The organism is Sporosarcina sp. FA9 (assembly GCF_051550205.1).
In the GTDB taxonomy this organism is placed as follows: Bacteria; Bacillota; Bacilli; order Bacillales_A; family Planococcaceae; genus Sporosarcina.
The window spans coordinates 2690001-2704363 of the sequence record NZ_CP188819.1 but is presented as its reverse complement, the minus strand read 5'-3'; the positions used below and the strand labels follow the sequence as shown (position 1 = coordinate 2704363).

General features: G+C 36.8%; 13 protein-coding genes (1 of these 13 only partly in view). 9 read left to right on the top strand and 4 right to left on the bottom strand.

Features of this window, described 5'->3' with window-relative positions; genetic code table 11:
• Window positions 1–31: 31 nt before the first annotated feature.
• The 4 genes from ACP8HH_RS13580 to yugI all read left to right on the top strand — a co-directional run bounded on the left by ACP8HH_RS13580 (window position 32) and on the right by yugI (window position 5110).
• Window positions 32–586: an RNA polymerase sigma factor gene (locus ACP8HH_RS13580; protein WP_438312139.1), complete on the top strand. Its 555-nt coding sequence runs from the start codon at window positions 32–34 to the stop codon at window positions 584–586.
• On the top strand, window positions 576–1889 hold the full coding sequence (locus tag ACP8HH_RS13575; protein ID WP_438312137.1) for a hypothetical protein: 1314 nt from the start codon (window positions 576–578) through the stop codon (window positions 1887–1889). Before ACP8HH_RS13580 ends, ACP8HH_RS13575 begins: the two co-directional genes overlap by 11 nt.
• Window positions 1890–2026: 137 nt before the next feature.
• Window positions 2027–4603 carry an RNA polymerase sigma factor gene (locus ACP8HH_RS13570; RefSeq protein WP_438312135.1) on the top strand — a complete coding sequence of 859 codons (2577 nt, stop codon included), beginning with the start codon at window positions 2027–2029 and terminating at the stop codon, window positions 4601–4603.
• 132 nt (window positions 4604–4735) lie between these two features.
• Window positions 4736–5110 (top strand): S1 domain-containing post-transcriptional regulator GSP13, encoded by a 375-nt coding sequence (gene yugI, locus ACP8HH_RS13565; RefSeq protein WP_438312133.1) that lies wholly within the window; start codon window positions 4736–4738, stop codon window positions 5108–5110.
• A 36-nt stretch (window positions 5111–5146) separates the two neighbouring features.
• Here yugI and ACP8HH_RS13560 read toward each other — a convergent pair whose 3' ends face one another.
• Entirely contained in the window at window positions 5147–6451 is a 1305-nt protein-coding gene (locus ACP8HH_RS13560) for a sigma 54-interacting transcriptional regulator (protein WP_438312130.1), read from the bottom strand.
• 141 nt (window positions 6452–6592) lie between these two features.
• On the opposite strand from ACP8HH_RS13560, the gene pruA reads away from it, so the two are divergent.
• The 3 genes from pruA to ACP8HH_RS13545 all read left to right on the top strand — a co-directional run bounded on the left by pruA (window position 6593) and on the right by ACP8HH_RS13545 (window position 10725).
• Complete coding sequence (gene pruA, locus ACP8HH_RS13555; RefSeq protein WP_438312128.1) at window positions 6593–8137, top strand: L-glutamate gamma-semialdehyde dehydrogenase; 1545 nt, start codon at window positions 6593–6595, stop codon at window positions 8135–8137.
• Window positions 8138–8203: 66 nt separating this feature from the next.
• Entirely contained in the window at window positions 8204–9394 is a 1191-nt protein-coding gene (locus ACP8HH_RS13550) for an ornithine--oxo-acid transaminase (RefSeq protein ID WP_438312126.1), read from the top strand.
• An 86-nt stretch (window positions 9395–9480) separates the two neighbouring features.
• Window positions 9481–10725 carry a Glu/Leu/Phe/Val family dehydrogenase gene (locus ACP8HH_RS13545; RefSeq protein WP_438319178.1) on the top strand — a complete coding sequence of 415 codons (1245 nt, stop codon included), beginning with the start codon at window positions 9481–9483 and terminating at the stop codon, window positions 10723–10725.
• A gap of 54 nt (window positions 10726–10779) precedes the next feature.
• Here ACP8HH_RS13545 and ACP8HH_RS13540 read toward each other — a convergent pair whose 3' ends face one another.
• Entirely contained in the window at window positions 10780–11016 is a 237-nt protein-coding gene (locus tag ACP8HH_RS13540; RefSeq protein WP_438312124.1) for a DUF378 domain-containing protein, read from the bottom strand.
• A gap of 121 nt (window positions 11017–11137) precedes the next feature.
• On the opposite strand from ACP8HH_RS13540, the gene ACP8HH_RS13535 reads away from it, so the two are divergent.
• Window positions 11138–12301 carry an iron-containing alcohol dehydrogenase gene (locus ACP8HH_RS13535; RefSeq protein WP_438312122.1) on the top strand — a complete coding sequence of 388 codons (1164 nt, stop codon included), beginning with the start codon at window positions 11138–11140 and terminating at the stop codon, window positions 12299–12301.
• Window positions 12302–12346: 45 nt separating this feature from the next.
• On the opposite strand, the gene ACP8HH_RS13530 is transcribed toward ACP8HH_RS13535, so the two are convergent.
• Together ACP8HH_RS13530 and ACP8HH_RS13525 are read right to left on the bottom strand one after the other, a co-directional pair.
• Window positions 12347–13351, bottom strand: coding sequence for a cation diffusion facilitator family transporter (locus tag ACP8HH_RS13530; protein ID WP_438312120.1), 1005 nt, complete (start codon window positions 13349–13351; stop codon window positions 12347–12349).
• Between the two features lie 12 nt (window positions 13352–13363).
• Window positions 13364–14086 carry an MgtC/SapB family protein gene (locus tag ACP8HH_RS13525; RefSeq protein ID WP_438312117.1) on the bottom strand — a complete coding sequence of 241 codons (723 nt, stop codon included), beginning with the start codon at window positions 14084–14086 and terminating at the stop codon, window positions 13364–13366.
• Between the two features lie 108 nt (window positions 14087–14194).
• On the opposite strand from ACP8HH_RS13525, the gene ACP8HH_RS13520 reads away from it, so the two are divergent.
• Window positions 14195–14363, top strand: partial view of a DMT family transporter gene (locus ACP8HH_RS13520; protein WP_438312115.1) — the start only. It continues 734 nt past the right edge of the window; the window shows 169 of its 903 coding nt (coding positions 1–169); the start codon lies at window positions 14195–14197; its stop codon lies off the right edge, out of view.

The following is a 14363-nucleotide window of genomic DNA, read 5'->3' as shown; positions in this document are numbered from 1 at the left end:
ACCTATAGAAGTGAGAGAGTGAGGGGGAAAGATGAGCGAAAGCCAATTGATAGTTCGTGCACAACAAGGCAACAAAGATGCATTCAGTGATTTAATGGAAATTCATTATCGAACAGTGGAGAAATTTGCTTATCAATGTGGTGTACATCTTGATGATATACCAGATGTGACGCAAGAGGTATTTATAAAAATATATCGATTTTTGCATCAATTCAATCATGAACGTTTTACAACATGGCTATACAAAATAACATTGAATACAGCAAGAGACTATTACCGGAAAGAAAGCCGAGAAAGAGGCAAAGAGCGAAAAGCATTTGCGAATCACGAATATTTCACTCCCAATTCCGTTGAGGCAAAGATACTTATATTTGAAGAAGATTATGAGCTACATATTGCAATTTTAAAACTCGATGAAAAATATCGGATTCCACTCATTCTTTATTATTTTCAAGACTTATCCTACCAACAAATTGCAGAAATTATGAATATTAGTCTTTCGGCCGTAAAAACACGGATGTTCCGTGCAAAAGATGGATTGAAAAATGCGATTAATGCGGATGGAGGTGTTCTTAATGAAAAATAACGAATTTGAAAAACGCATGGAGATGTTGAAAAAATCATATGATCAAGTTCCGTCTGCATTTGATAAAGAAGAAGTGTTTAGAAAAATTGAAGAAGAATCCCCCCAAATGCACCTCAAAAAGAATAGTTCTTTTAAACAAAACGCAACCGCTTGGGTTATAAGTATCGCAAGTATTTTCATTATTGGAATCCTGTCCGCCGCATTTCTTCTGTCAGATACAGACGAACAAGCGATAGAAGGGGAGATTACGGAACAGTTTCTCCTTCAGCTAAAGGAATCATACAAAGAAGAACGTGAGAAGCGGAAAGAACTGTTAAAAATGGATGAAGAACGGTTTGCTGAAATACCTTTCATTCGGTCTGCTGATAGAGCAGCGGTCCTTTTAGCTAGTGACGACAACTTAGGAATTTTATCGGGTCATAGCGATAAGGTTGAAATTTTAAGGGAACAATTTAACGGATTAATGACTCAGCTTATATTACCTTCGGAAATGATTGTAAATTTAATTAAGCATCCATTAACAGACAGCGAAGAGGCGAGCATAGAATTCATGACGGAATACCGACAAAAGGTGAATGCACTTATCTCTGTTTACGATGATGCTTTATTTGACCATCAGAAAGAGTTGAATAGAATAAACGCCGAAAAGAATAGCCAAGCAAATGATTCAAAGATTAGCCGTTTGAACAGGATATTTACGAGTATGGTGGATGGAATGAGTATGCAGAACATTCGATTTTTGGAGAATGAATATATGGAATTTACGGAAGCAAGTTACGAAATACAAGGCAACTATAATGATGTAATAAATTCACTACATGAGAATGTGATCGATTATTATGACATGCAAATTGAAGAGTCTACTATTGAAAAACCTCTAGATCAGAATTATTTTGATAGAGTTCATGATCTTTATAAAGCCTTCTCAGCAACACGAGATCAATCGCTTCTAAAAAATGTTGCTGCAGTAGAAATTGTTGGGTTGTATTTTTACACCGTGGAAATAGGTGACTACGATACCCAGTATGACCTATATGTGCAAGACGACCGATATATAGTGATAGATAAAAAAGAACATCTCTCGTTTTCAGAAGATCATCCGGTTTCTGAAGAAGATAAAATGATTAATTTATTTAAAGGCGTATCATTTGAGGCAAAACGGGATATTGATGGTATTTTACAAGGTGTAGCGAAATTGTTTGTTAAACCGGGAACATTTTCTGATGAAGAAGAGGAATGGAAACACTTCAGTATGATGAAAACGAAATTTGGGTGGCGTGTTCATTTCATGCCAATGCAGTAATTTAGTTGACCTAGAGCTGTCTCATAGTTTAGGGGGCAGTTCTATTCATTAATTTTAGGGCAGAATCTCTAATTTTACTGAATTGACGTAAGAATTCCGAATTCTTTGGTACAATGGAAAGGATTGGGGGGCTGCAAGTGGATGAGAACGAACAAATTCCGAAAATACTGGATGGAGATTTACAGGCACTTCAAATATGGATTAAACTTCATTCAGAAAAAATTGTACGCTTCGCTTATCAGCATGGGTTACCAATTGAATCTGCACTCGAAGTTGCGACTCAAACATTTGATGAATTTCAAAATGAAATAGGAAGTATAAATGATGGGAAACAACTCTTGCCCGAACTTTATAAAATGATAATTAGAAAATTAGAAGCACTACAACCAATAAGCACGGAACAAGAAACTTTGTTTTTATTCGAAGAAGATGCTGAGCTTCATGAGGATATTGGAAAGTTGGATGCGAATATACGGATTCCACTGATTTTGTCAAAATTTCACGACTTTACATTCGAAGAGATAGCGCTCATTATAAATAATTCAGAAATAGAAATTTCAACAAGGATTGATCAAGCCGAAAAGTCGCTGCAAATAGATCACATAGACAAAAGACTTGAATTACTGAATAAATCATATAACAGGCTTCCTGTTCAATTTAAAGAAGAACGAATTACAGAGAGTAAAACAATTTCAACAATAGGGAAAAAGACATCCAAATCCATTCGATTGGCCTTTATTTTGAGTACTTTATTAGTAGGTATCTTAATCACGTCTTTTATTACGATGAATAAAGCTGAAACCATAAAATTATCGGATAGTGAGTATGCTGTGGAGTATACAAAACTCCGTGATACGTATAAAGAAGCATTGATGCTTACGAATGAACGTTTTGATAAGCTTGCATTTATACAATCGGCCGATATGCAAATGAAGGCATTTCTTGAGGAAGAAAAAAATGATTCGCTTAAGGCTGGAGAATCGGCATTTGAAACCATTTTAAATGAGTTGAAAATTCCATCTCAAATGTTAAAGGACTTGTCAATAAGTAATAGCTTAATGAACGATGAAGATAAGAGCATTGAATTTCTAAGTTCTTACCGAAAGAAGTCTAAGGACATTATTTCAATTTATTCGGAAGTGCTTTGGGATTATAGATTAGATGTGGAAAGTTTTGAAACTGGAGGCTATGGCAATAAAGCTGAGCAAATGATAAAGTTTAGTGATGAATTGCCAGAAGAACTTAAGAATATAGTAGCTTCCATGCGTAATCATTCCATTACATTAAGCGAAGATAAAACAACAGGTAAAATTGAGCCACATCTATATTTAACGGAAATGTATCAAGACATCATTTTTGCCTTACATTATAATATGTATGGATATGCGATTTTTATTGTAAATGAGCCTTATTTATTTGAAGAAATGATGAAGCTTTCTTTTGATGAATCTTTTTATCATTTGCTCACAATGCAAGATACATTGGAAAAAGTAAAAGAGGATGATTATCTATATCCAGCCATGTATGCTGAATATGTAGAGTTGTTTTATAAGTTCGTTAAAGGATCAAGGAACCTAAATGTATTTGATGAACGTGGAATCGTAAAAAACGAATTTAAACTAGCGTGGCAAAGATACTCGGAAATGTATGGTGTGCATCCAACCAATTATTTATTTGAACCGATTGTGGAAGAGATGGAAGCGTCCGGGTGGAAAGTATCGAAAAGTTGGAATGAATTTGATACGTCTAAAATAGAGGAAGCACTTAAACTAGCAAAATCTGATGAACTAGAGGAGTTCATGTACGGCAAGCGTCCTCTTATTGACGACGATTCTGTTGTACTAACAAACGATAGTTTTCCTAAAGAAGTGAAGCAATTGTATAACGCTTTTAAAAGTTCGCATGACATTCATGTATTTAAAGGTAAATCACCAATCTATACTGTTGGTGTCTATGACTATGCGAATGAAATGAATGATCCAGAGACTATGTATCATTTAGTTTATGATGACAATATGGACTATATGGGGACAGGCGAAGTTCAGTCACTAAAAGATTTTGTGAGTAAGTGGAGGAAAGGATTTTCATTATTTAAAGATGCCGAAAAGTCAATATTTTCTTCAACTAGTATAGATCGGATTGGATACGACTTTATTGCAAATATAGAAATTGTTTCTGGCAATATGCACAGGAACATTTCCGTATATTTAGACAAAGAGCAGAATTGGTATCTTTATAATCCGATGGTTGAAGAATTGCCTTCTTATCAACTAGAGGAAGATGTTCAGATAAATGAAAACTTCAAAAATGAAGCTGAACACCATTATGGGGCGGTTTATTTGGAACAATATCCATTGATGTTACAAGGTGGTCGTGCGATTGATATAATTGGTGTTTATTTATATGCAGGAGAAATTGGAGATTATCAAGCACAATATGCATTGTTTATTCAAGATGACCATACAGATACGATTGAACTCGAGGATTATGTAGAACATATGAGTAGTAATGAACCAAAGAATATGGAAAATCATTTTAGCAAGATCTCCTTTAAAGGCTTGGAACAAGATGAAAATGGGCATTGGCCTGGAGTAGCAACATTAACTAGTAATCTTGACGAAAATCCTGATGCCAAGCCGGAAATTACTATTCCAATGAAATGGACTGAAGATGGCTGGAGAATTGTATATACTTCAAATCTATTTACTGAATAAAAAAATGAGCTATGTAGTTAGAAGAAGTATGATTATATGAGCTTTTTTTGCCCGCAAACTTCATTCGTGTTATAATTTTGGTGGCCTTAATGGTAGATAGTATATTCGAAATTAGATTGGGAGCTGTGCTAAATGGCGAAAAAGTATGAAGTGGGGGAAGAGCTCACTGGCAAAGTAACGGGTATACAACCTTACGGAGCATTTGTCTCATTAGACGAAGGAACACAAGGTCTTGTTCATATTTCCGAAGTAACCTACGGATTTGTGAAGGACATCAATGAATTTCTAACTATTGGAGAAGAAGTAAAAGTTAAAGTTCTCGAAGTAGATGAAAAAGCTGGGAAAATTAGCTTATCGATTCGCGCATTATTCGATGTACCACCAGATGCACGTAAAGACAGCAATCCTCGAAAAACATTACAAGCAAAAGTGGACGAACGCGATGCAGAAGGATTCAACTCATTGAAAGATAAACTACAAGACTGGATTGATAAATCTAGTTATTAAGAAAAAAAATGAGGAAAAGGCGATTATGCCTTTTCCTCATTTTTTTAATTTACGTAGACGGTATTGTAAACTTTGCCTACTCATGCCAAGTGCGCTTGCGGTTTTCGTTATATTATTATCATGTATTTTCATAGCTTTTTCTAAATAATAAACTTCAGTTTCATATAAAAAACGGTCGAGAGGTAGTAATTCTTTTTCACCATGGATGATAAAATCCGTAACCACATTTGGTTTATTTCCGATGTTACTACTTTTCATACGGAAATGAAGAGGAAGCATGTCGAATGTAATGACATTTTCTGTAGTCGCCAGAGAGGTTGTTTCATCAAGTAGAAATTCAAGTTCACGCAAATTCCCAGGCCAATCATACTGTTGAAAAAGATCTTCGACCACGGTTGATATGCCTTCTAGAAAAGAACCGAATCGATCGCTTCGAAGTGCTAAATAAGAAGTGATGAACGGTAAAATGTCTTCCCTCCGTTTACGTAACGGTGGAATACGAATTGTAAAAGAGGAGAAGAAGTAATACAAATCTTTTAGAAGAGTACCCGAAGCAATCAATTCAACAGGATCATCACCAATGCTCGCAATAAATTGTCTGTTTTCTCCAGAAAGTTTTGTGAGTTCTTTTAGAAGCTTTTTTTGAAGAGGTATTGATAAAAGATCGACTCTTTCGCTGAAAATCGTATATAAATCATTATTTTCAATATCCTCTACAAGATGCTGAATTAGAAGGGAATCAGAATTATGACAATGGAGAGTATAAAAGAGACCATTGGTTGGAAATAATTCATTGTGGATGCTTTCGGCGATTAAATCTTTTCCAGTACCGGTTTCTCCAATCAATAGTACCGGTAGCTTTGCATTCGCAGCTTTTTTTGCTGTACTAATAACGGTTTTCATAGAAGGAGATTCCGCAACAATTTGATTAAAGGTCGTTGGAAAACTATTTTTACGATAGGATTGTTGAAACTTTTCCAAAACAGTAACATCACGTGCAAGTTCCACAGCCCCAACAAGCTGGTCTTTATCGTAAACAGGAAAAGTGTCGTTAATCGTTGTTATTTCTATGCCATTTCTATTCCAGTATGTTTGTTTTACATTTAATAATTCTTTACCCTGTTGCAAAACTTTTAATAAGGTACTCTCTTCTTGATCCAATTTAAATAATTCAAGAATTGACCTATCCTTAACATCTTCAAGGCCTAGACCTTCAATTTCTTTCATTTTTTGATTGTAGAGAATTGTTTTTCCATCCTTGTCAACAGCGTGAATACCAATAGTTGCTTTGTCGACAGTTATTGAATAGAAAGGGAGTAAGGAACGATTTGTATTCTTCATTAATATCACCATCCGAAAAAAATTTAATAATATTTAGTAAATAATACTTGATTAACGCAAAGGTCTTTTGCTATATTATATAGGTAACCAAATACAAAGTGCAAATTTATTTTGCGTCTAAATTAAATGAGGAGGAATTTCATGATTCCATATAAGCATGAACCATTCACTGATTTTACAATTGAAGAGAATAAGAAAGACTATCTTAAGGCGCTAAAACAAGTAGGAGAATATCTTGGACAAGACTACCCACTGATTATTGGTGGAGAGCGCATTACTACAGAAGGCAAGTTGGTATCAACGAATCCTGCAAATAAAGAAGAAGTAATCGGGCGTGTTTCGAAAGCGAGTCGCGATCTAGCTGAAAAGGCAATGAATATTGCAGACGAAACATTTAATACATGGAGAAAAGTTAAACCTGAATTCCGTGCAGATGTACTATTCAAGGCAGCTGCAATTATTCGTCGTCGTAAACATGAGTTTTCTGCATTGCTTACAAAAGAAGCAGGTAAGCCATGGAACGAAGCGGATGCGGATACAGCAGAAGGAATTGACTTCTTAGAGTATTACGCACGTCAAATGCTTGATCTAAAAGAAGGTGTACCTGTTGAAAGTCGTCCTGGAGAGTACAATCGTTTTGACTATATTCCATTAGGCGTAGGTGTAGTTATTTCACCTTGGAACTTTGCATTTGCGATTATGGCTGGAACTACTGCAGCTGCACTCGTAACTGGAAACACAGTTCTACTAAAACCAGCATCTACAACACCTGTAATTGCATATAAATTTATGGAGGTCCTTGAAGAAGCCGGAATGCCAGCAGGTGTAGTAAATTACATCCCTGGATCAGGTTCTGAAATTGGAGATTATCTTGTTGATCACCCAAGAACTCGATTTGTTTCTTTCACAGGTTCACGTGAAGTTGGAACTCGTATTTTCGAACGTGCTTCCAAAGTGAACGAAGGACAAATTTGGTTGAAACGTGTAATCGCTGAAATGGGCGGAAAAGATACAATGGTAGTCGATAATGATGCAGATTTAGAACTTGCTGCACAATCTATCGTTAAATCTGCATTCGGATTCAGCGGACAGAAATGTTCGGCATGTTCACGTGCAGTAATCCATGAAGATGTTTACGACCAAGTAGTTGCTCGTATTGGAGAACTTACTAAAGAATTGACGTACGGAGATCCAACAGACACTGCAAACTTCACTGGACCTGTTGTCGATCAAGCTGCATTTGATAAAATCATGGGTTATATTGAAATCGGTAAAACAGAAGGTCGTCTAATTGCTGGTGGAGTTGGCGATGATTCAAAAGGATTCTTCATAGCTCCAACTGTAATTGCAGATCTTGACCCTATGGCAAGAATTATGCAAGAAGAAATATTTGGCCCAGTTGTTGCTCTTGCGAAAGCGAAAAGTTTCACTGAGGCAATCGATATTGCAAATAATACAGATTACGGTTTGACGGGTGCGGTAATTACGAACAATCGCTTCCACATCGAACAAGCACGCGAAGACTTCCACGCTGGAAACCTATACTTCAACCGTGGTTGTACAGGTGCAATTGTTGGATACCAACCATTTGGTGGTTTCAACATGTCCGGTACAGATTCAAAAGCAGGCGGACCTGATTATTTACAGTTGCATATGCAAGGTAAAACAACTTCGGAAACGCTATAATATAAATAAGATATAACAGACACATCGTATAGATGTGTCTGTTATCTAAATTAGGAGGAATAGTATATGACGATATCAGAAAAAGTAATTGCACAAACAAACCAGTACGGTGCAAATAACTATCATCCACTACCAATTGTTATCTCAGAAGCTGAAGGCGTTTGGGTAAAGGATCCTGAAGGAAATAAATACATGGACATGCTTGCTGCTTATTCTGCAGTAAACCAAGGACATCGTCATCCGAAAATTATTCAAGCTCTTAAAGACCAAGCAGATAAGGTTACACTTACTTCGCGTGCGTTTCATAATGACCAACTTGGACCATGGTATGAGAAGATTTGTGGTCTAGCTGGTAAAGATATGGCCCTTCCAATGAATACTGGTGCAGAAGCTGTTGAAACAGCAGTTAAAACAGCACGTCGTTGGGCTTATGATGTAAAAGGTGTAGCAAAAGATCAAGCAGAAATCATTGCTTGTGAAGGAAACTTTCATGGTCGTACAATGACAGCTGTATCTTTATCATCTGATGAAGAATACAAACGTGGCTTTGGCCCAATGCTACCTGGAATAAAACTTATTCCATATGGTGACATTGGAGCACTTGAGGCGGCAATTACTCCAAATACCGCTGCATTCCTAATTGAGCCTATTCAAGGAGAAGCAGGAATTTTAATACCTTCTGAAGGATTTATGAAGGCTGCTAGTGACCTATGTAAAAAGCATAATGTCTTATTTATTGCAGATGAAATCCAAGCAGGCTTAGGTCGTACAGGTAAAATGTTTGCATGCGAATGGGAAGGCATCGAGCCTGATATGTATATCTTAGGTAAAGCTTTGGGCGGTGGAGTATTCCCAATCTCTTGTGTAGTTGCTAATAAAGATATTCTTGGCGTATTCAATCCTGGATCACACGGTTCAACTTTCGGTGGGAATCCAATGGCTTGTGCAGTATCAATTGCTTCACTTGAAGTCTTAGAAGACGAAGGATTAGCAAATAACTCACTTGAATTAGGAAATTATTTCATGGAAAAGCTTAAAGAAATTAAAAATCCAATGATCAAAGAAGTTAGAGGTCGTGGATTATTTATTGGTGTTGAACTTACAGAAGCGGCACGTCCTTATTGTGAGGAGTTAAAAGAACATGGTCTACTTTGTAAAGAAACACATGATACTGTAATTCGTTTTGCACCGCCTCTTGTAATAACAAAAGAGGAAATAGATTGGGCATTGGAAAAAATCAAAATAGTTTTAGGTTAAGTAAGTAGTAATCTTCCAAAAACATTCCGGATTATGCTATAATATGACCGAAGTAAACAATTATGAATCAAAGAGGCGAAATTCAATTGACTGAAAACCTTAATCTATTTACGTCAACGCAAGTAGTCATTAAAGAGGCGCTCGACAAGCTTGGATATGACGAAGGAATGTATGAGCTACTAAAAGAACCAATTCGTATGGTAGAAGTTCGCATACCTATTCGTATGGACGATGGAAAAATCAAAGTGTTTACGGGATTCCGTGCACAACATAATGATGCAGTTGGACCGACAAAGGGTGGAGTTCGTTTTCATCCGGATGTTACAAGAGAAGAAGTCATGGCACTTTCAATGTGGATGACTTTAAAAGCAGGAATTGTAGACCTTCCGTATGGTGGAGGTAAGGGTGCGATTATTTGTGATCCGCGTGAAATGTCAATGGGTGAACTTGAGCGTATAAGTCGTGGTTATGTTCGTGCACTGAGCCAAGTAATGGGGCCAGCAAAAGACATTCCAGCACCAGACGTTTTTACAAATGCGCAAATTATGGCATGGATGATGGATGAGTATAGTAAAATTGATGAGTTTAACTCACCAGGATTTATTACAGGGAAACCAATTGTACTTGGTGGTTCACAAGGTCGAGATCGTGCAACTGCTGAAGGAGTTACAATTATTATCTCAGAGGCTGCAAAACGTCGTGGAATCGATATGAAAGGTGCTCGTATTGTTATTCAAGGATTTGGTAACGCAGGAAGCTTCCTGTCTAAATTCCTTCATGATGCAGGCGCTAAAGTAATTGGTATTTCGGATGCATATGGTGCTCTTCATGATCCTGAAGGTCTTGATATAGATTATCTATTAGATCGTCGAGATAGCTTTGGAACTGTGACAACACTTTTTGACAATACAATTACGAATGCAGAATTACTTGAACTAGATTGTGATATTCTAGTCCCGGCTGCAATTGCAAATCAAATTACTGAAAAAAATGCACATAATATTAAAGCGACAATTGTAGTAGAAGCTGCAAATGGACCAACAACTTCTGAAGGAACTAAAATACTTACTGATCGTGGTATCCTTCTCGTTCCAGACGTTTTAGCAAGTGCTGGTGGCGTAACTGTATCTTATTTTGAATGGGTACAGAACAATATGGGGTATTATTGGACAGAAGAAGAAGTTCGTGAAAGAATGACTAAGAAAATGGTTGATGCATTTGATAACCTTTATTCAATGGCGACAACTCGTAACATAGATATGCGTCTTGCTGCATATATGATTGGATTACGCAAAACTGCAGAAGCATCACGTTTCCGTGGTTGGGCATAAATATAACTATAAAAAGGCGTTTCCCCATTATAAGGGAAATGCCTTTTTTCTTTTTTATATTTCTTTCGGTGTATGAATTTCTATTGTTTCTCGGTTACGAAAATCATCAAATAACAATCCAAGATTTAAAAGTCCTGAAACACCAATTAGAATATAAATAAGTCTTGCAACCGGTTCTCTGTAGCCGCCAGCTAATTCGGCGACAACATCAAAGCGAAACACACCGACAAGTCCCCAATTCAATGCACCGATGATTGTCAGTGCAAGAGCAATTTTGTGAATTGTCCCCATATTATGCACCTCCATTACTATTATTCCCAAGTAGCTTTAATTCATACGAACACCTTTTGTTTTTTGCAAATAAAGTTAGAATTACGCATAATGGTATTAAATAGAAGGAGGAGGAGTCTTTATGAATGATTTTACATTTCAGAATCCTGTAAAGCTTATTTTCGGAAAAGGCCAAATATCAAATATAATTAAGGAATTACCCCAATATGGAAAAAGAGTTCTTGTCGTATACGGCGGTGGAAGTGTTAAGCGGAGTGGTCTCTTTGAAGAGTTAAATACAATTCTGAATGAAATCGGAATGGAAGTTCATGAACTAGCAGGTGTTGAACCAAACCCTCGAGTTTCAACAGTACGAAAAGGTGTAGCTATATGTAAAAAGGAAAACATAGATGTATTGCTTGCGGTAGGTGGGGGATCGGTTATAGATTGTACGAAACTAATTGCTGTAGCATCCAAATATGATGGAGACGCATGGGATTTTGTTAGTAAAAAAGCATTTCCAACAGATGCACTGCCTTTTGGTACAATTTTAACTCTTGCTGCTACAGGTTCTGAAATGAATGCAGGTTCCGTTATTACAAATGAGGAAACACAAGAGAAATACGGATGGGGAAGTCCTTTTAGTTACCCCAAATTTTCAATTCTAGATCCAACATATACTAAAACAGTGCCGTTAGATCAAACAATATATGGAATAGTAGATATGATGTCTCATGTTTTGGAACAGTACTTTAATGAAGCAACTAATACTCCGGTACAAGATGAAATGTGCGAAGGTGTTCTTCGTGCAATTATTGAAAACGGTCCAAAACTCATTGAGAATTTGGAAGATTACAGTCTTAGGGAAACTATTTTATTTGCAGGCACAATGGGGCTAAACGGTTTCTTGAAAATGGGCTATAATGGGGACTGGGCAACACATGAAATTGAACATGCGGTATCGGCGGTTTATGATATACCTCATGCAGGTGGGCTTGCAATTTTATTCCCGCAATGGATGCGTTATAACGTAAAAGTGAATCCCGAAAGATTTGCTAAACTTGGAGTCAAAGTTTTCCGAGTAAATCCTGAAGGGAAAACTGCAGAACAAATTGCTCATGAAGGAATCGATCGTCTCGCATCGTTATGGAAGTCGATGGGCGCTCCGGAAACACTTGCGTATTATAATATTGATGATTCAAAACTTGAGCTGATAGCGGAAAAAGCTACAGTCAATGGTAATATTGGAAAGTTTGCAAGTCTAGATAAAGAGGATGTTTTATCCATACTTTGTCTTTCTCTATAAACGAAAAAAATGCCGCACGGGAACCTACTCCCATGTGGCATTTTTTTATTCAGGAAATTTGGAACTAAATTCATTGTGTGCGTTTATCGTATTGGATCCAGTCCACGATTTGATGCCGTCATCTTCATCGAATGATATCATGACATCTTGAACGCCTCTTTGGTTTAAAATGATTTGCATTAAGCGGTCACGAATATCATCTATATAAGTAACGGTATGAGTTGGAACAACTTCGACAACTAGTTCGACATGAAGAAATTCTCCTTCTTTAACTACTTCGATGCGTTGGATATCCAATACATCAGGGTCTGCAGCTACGATATGTGCTATATGATTAAGCATTTCTTCATCGGTTTCTCCAATTGCTCCTTTAGCATTTTCTAGGAAAACTTTCCCCACTACATAAAACATCATTAAGCCAATCAAAATGGAGGCAATTCCTTCTGCAGCAAGAAAGCCCAAGAAATGTGCGATAAGAACTGCTGAAAAAGCAAGTATACCACCGGCTGTTGCAACTAAATCTTCCATAAATACCAACTTCGTTGGTGGTTTAGCTCGATTTAAGTGACGAAAGCTAGTGGTTATCGGTGCCAGTAATCCTTTTTGATCAATGCCGGCTTCGTGGAGAACTTCTTTTCCTGCTTTATAAAGAACAAAGAATTCAAGAAGGATACCAAAACCAAGCACGGACAGATTGATATAAACTCCGCCGGATACGATTGGATTTACTACATGATGCCAACCTTCTTTAATGGCCTCATAAGACATTATGGCTACAATAATCACTGCACCAAGACAAACTAAGTTAACGATTCTTCCGAAACCATTGGGATATTTAGGAGTTGGTGCTTTTTTAGATAAAGCAGAACCAATATAAACGAAAAATTGGTTGGCGGCATCACCGAATGAATGCAACATTTCCGCAAACATAGCAACATTTCCTGTGAGGAAAAATGCGACTGCTTTCAATATACCTATAATTGTATTAACAACCCCGGCAAGTAGGGAAGGTTTGTTTCCATCTTTTATTAGTAATAATAGTTCTTTCATTAGATTCCTCCGTTAAGAAAAAAATTCTATTTCAACTGATTCTACATAAGGAAGTGCCGTTAATTCAAGATATAATTGGGATGTGGGTTTTTCTGTTACTGCTGCTAATCGGAATCCTAGTTCATGTGTCACGTGATTTTCATTTATAACAATTTGTTTGATGCGTAAATTTTTGATGGTCATATTTTCTGATTTTAGAAGCAGAATAAGTTCGTCAATCTTTAATTTGTCGAGAACACTAATAGTGAAATTTGCTTCATTTGAACGAAGACGTTTAGGACCGTATTTAGATAGGATTGGCGCAAGAATTTCGATTACAAATATAACGCTTAAGACAGTAAACGCAGCTTCAATATAAAATCCCGTCCCAACAGCAATCCCGATGCTGGCCGCACCCCAAATCATAGCAGCCGTAGTTAGCCCGGTAATATTGTCGTTATCTCTTCTTAAAATCGCACCAGCCCCAAGAAAACCGATTCCGCTTACAATTTGTGCTGGTAATCGAAGAGGATCCATAGTGATGTTTATTTCCTCGTTTGCTGGAAAAAGATAAGCTGCTTCTATAGAGACGATTGTTAACAGACAGCTAAAAGTTGCAATAACTGCACTTGTTTTTAAGCCAATTGGCTTTTTCTTTATTTCTCGTTCAACTCCAATAACCAAACTTAAAGCGAGGGCTATTAACAGTTTGATGAATATTTCAGGGTACGCTGCTTGATTTGCAATCCATTCCATCATTATCCCCCCTGTAGCGAAATAGTAAACATGAATGCTATACTCTCTATTGTATTACCTTAAACACTAATTTAGTAACCAAACTGGACAGAAAGAGATGATACTATAATGGAACAACCGAAGATCCATCCTTACATACCAATAATTATTGGTGTAATATCAGTAGCCTTGTCAGCAATATTCGTAAAGCTTGCAACAGCGGATGCCGGAGTCATTGCTTTTTATAGAATGTTATTTTCAATATTAATAATGCTTCCTTTCTTTTTAATTAAATATA

Bases quoted from the DNA above. Each gene is read 5' to 3' on its own strand.
- ACP8HH_RS13540 (WP_438312124.1), bottom strand. From the start codon at position 11,016: ATGGGGACAATTCACAAAATTGCTCTTGCACTGACAATCATCGGTGCA.
- ACP8HH_RS13525 (WP_438312117.1), bottom strand. From the start codon at position 14,086: ATGGAATGGATTGCAAATCAAGCAGCGTACCCTGAAATATTCATCAAA.
- ACP8HH_RS13535 (WP_438312122.1), top strand. From the start codon at position 11,138: ATGAATGATTTTACATTTCAGAATCCTGTAAAGCTTATTTTCGGAAAA.
- yugI (WP_438312133.1), top strand. From the start codon at position 4,736: ATGGCGAAAAAGTATGAAGTGGGGGAAGAGCTCACTGGCAAAGTAACG.
- ACP8HH_RS13530 (WP_438312120.1), bottom strand. From the start codon at position 13,351: ATGAAAGAACTATTATTACTAATAAAAGATGGAAACAAACCTTCCCTA.
- pruA (WP_438312128.1), top strand. From the start codon at position 6,593: ATGATTCCATATAAGCATGAACCATTCACTGATTTTACAATTGAAGAG.
- ACP8HH_RS13550 (WP_438312126.1), top strand. From the start codon at position 8,204: ATGACGATATCAGAAAAAGTAATTGCACAAACAAACCAGTACGGTGCA.
- ACP8HH_RS13575 (WP_438312137.1), top strand. From the start codon at position 576: ATGAAAAATAACGAATTTGAAAAACGCATGGAGATGTTGAAAAAATCA.
- ACP8HH_RS13580 (WP_438312139.1), top strand. From the start codon at position 32: ATGAGCGAAAGCCAATTGATAGTTCGTGCACAACAAGGCAACAAAGAT.
- ACP8HH_RS13560 (WP_438312130.1), bottom strand. From the start codon at position 6,451: ATGAAGAATACAAATCGTTCCTTACTCCCTTTCTATTCAATAACTGTC.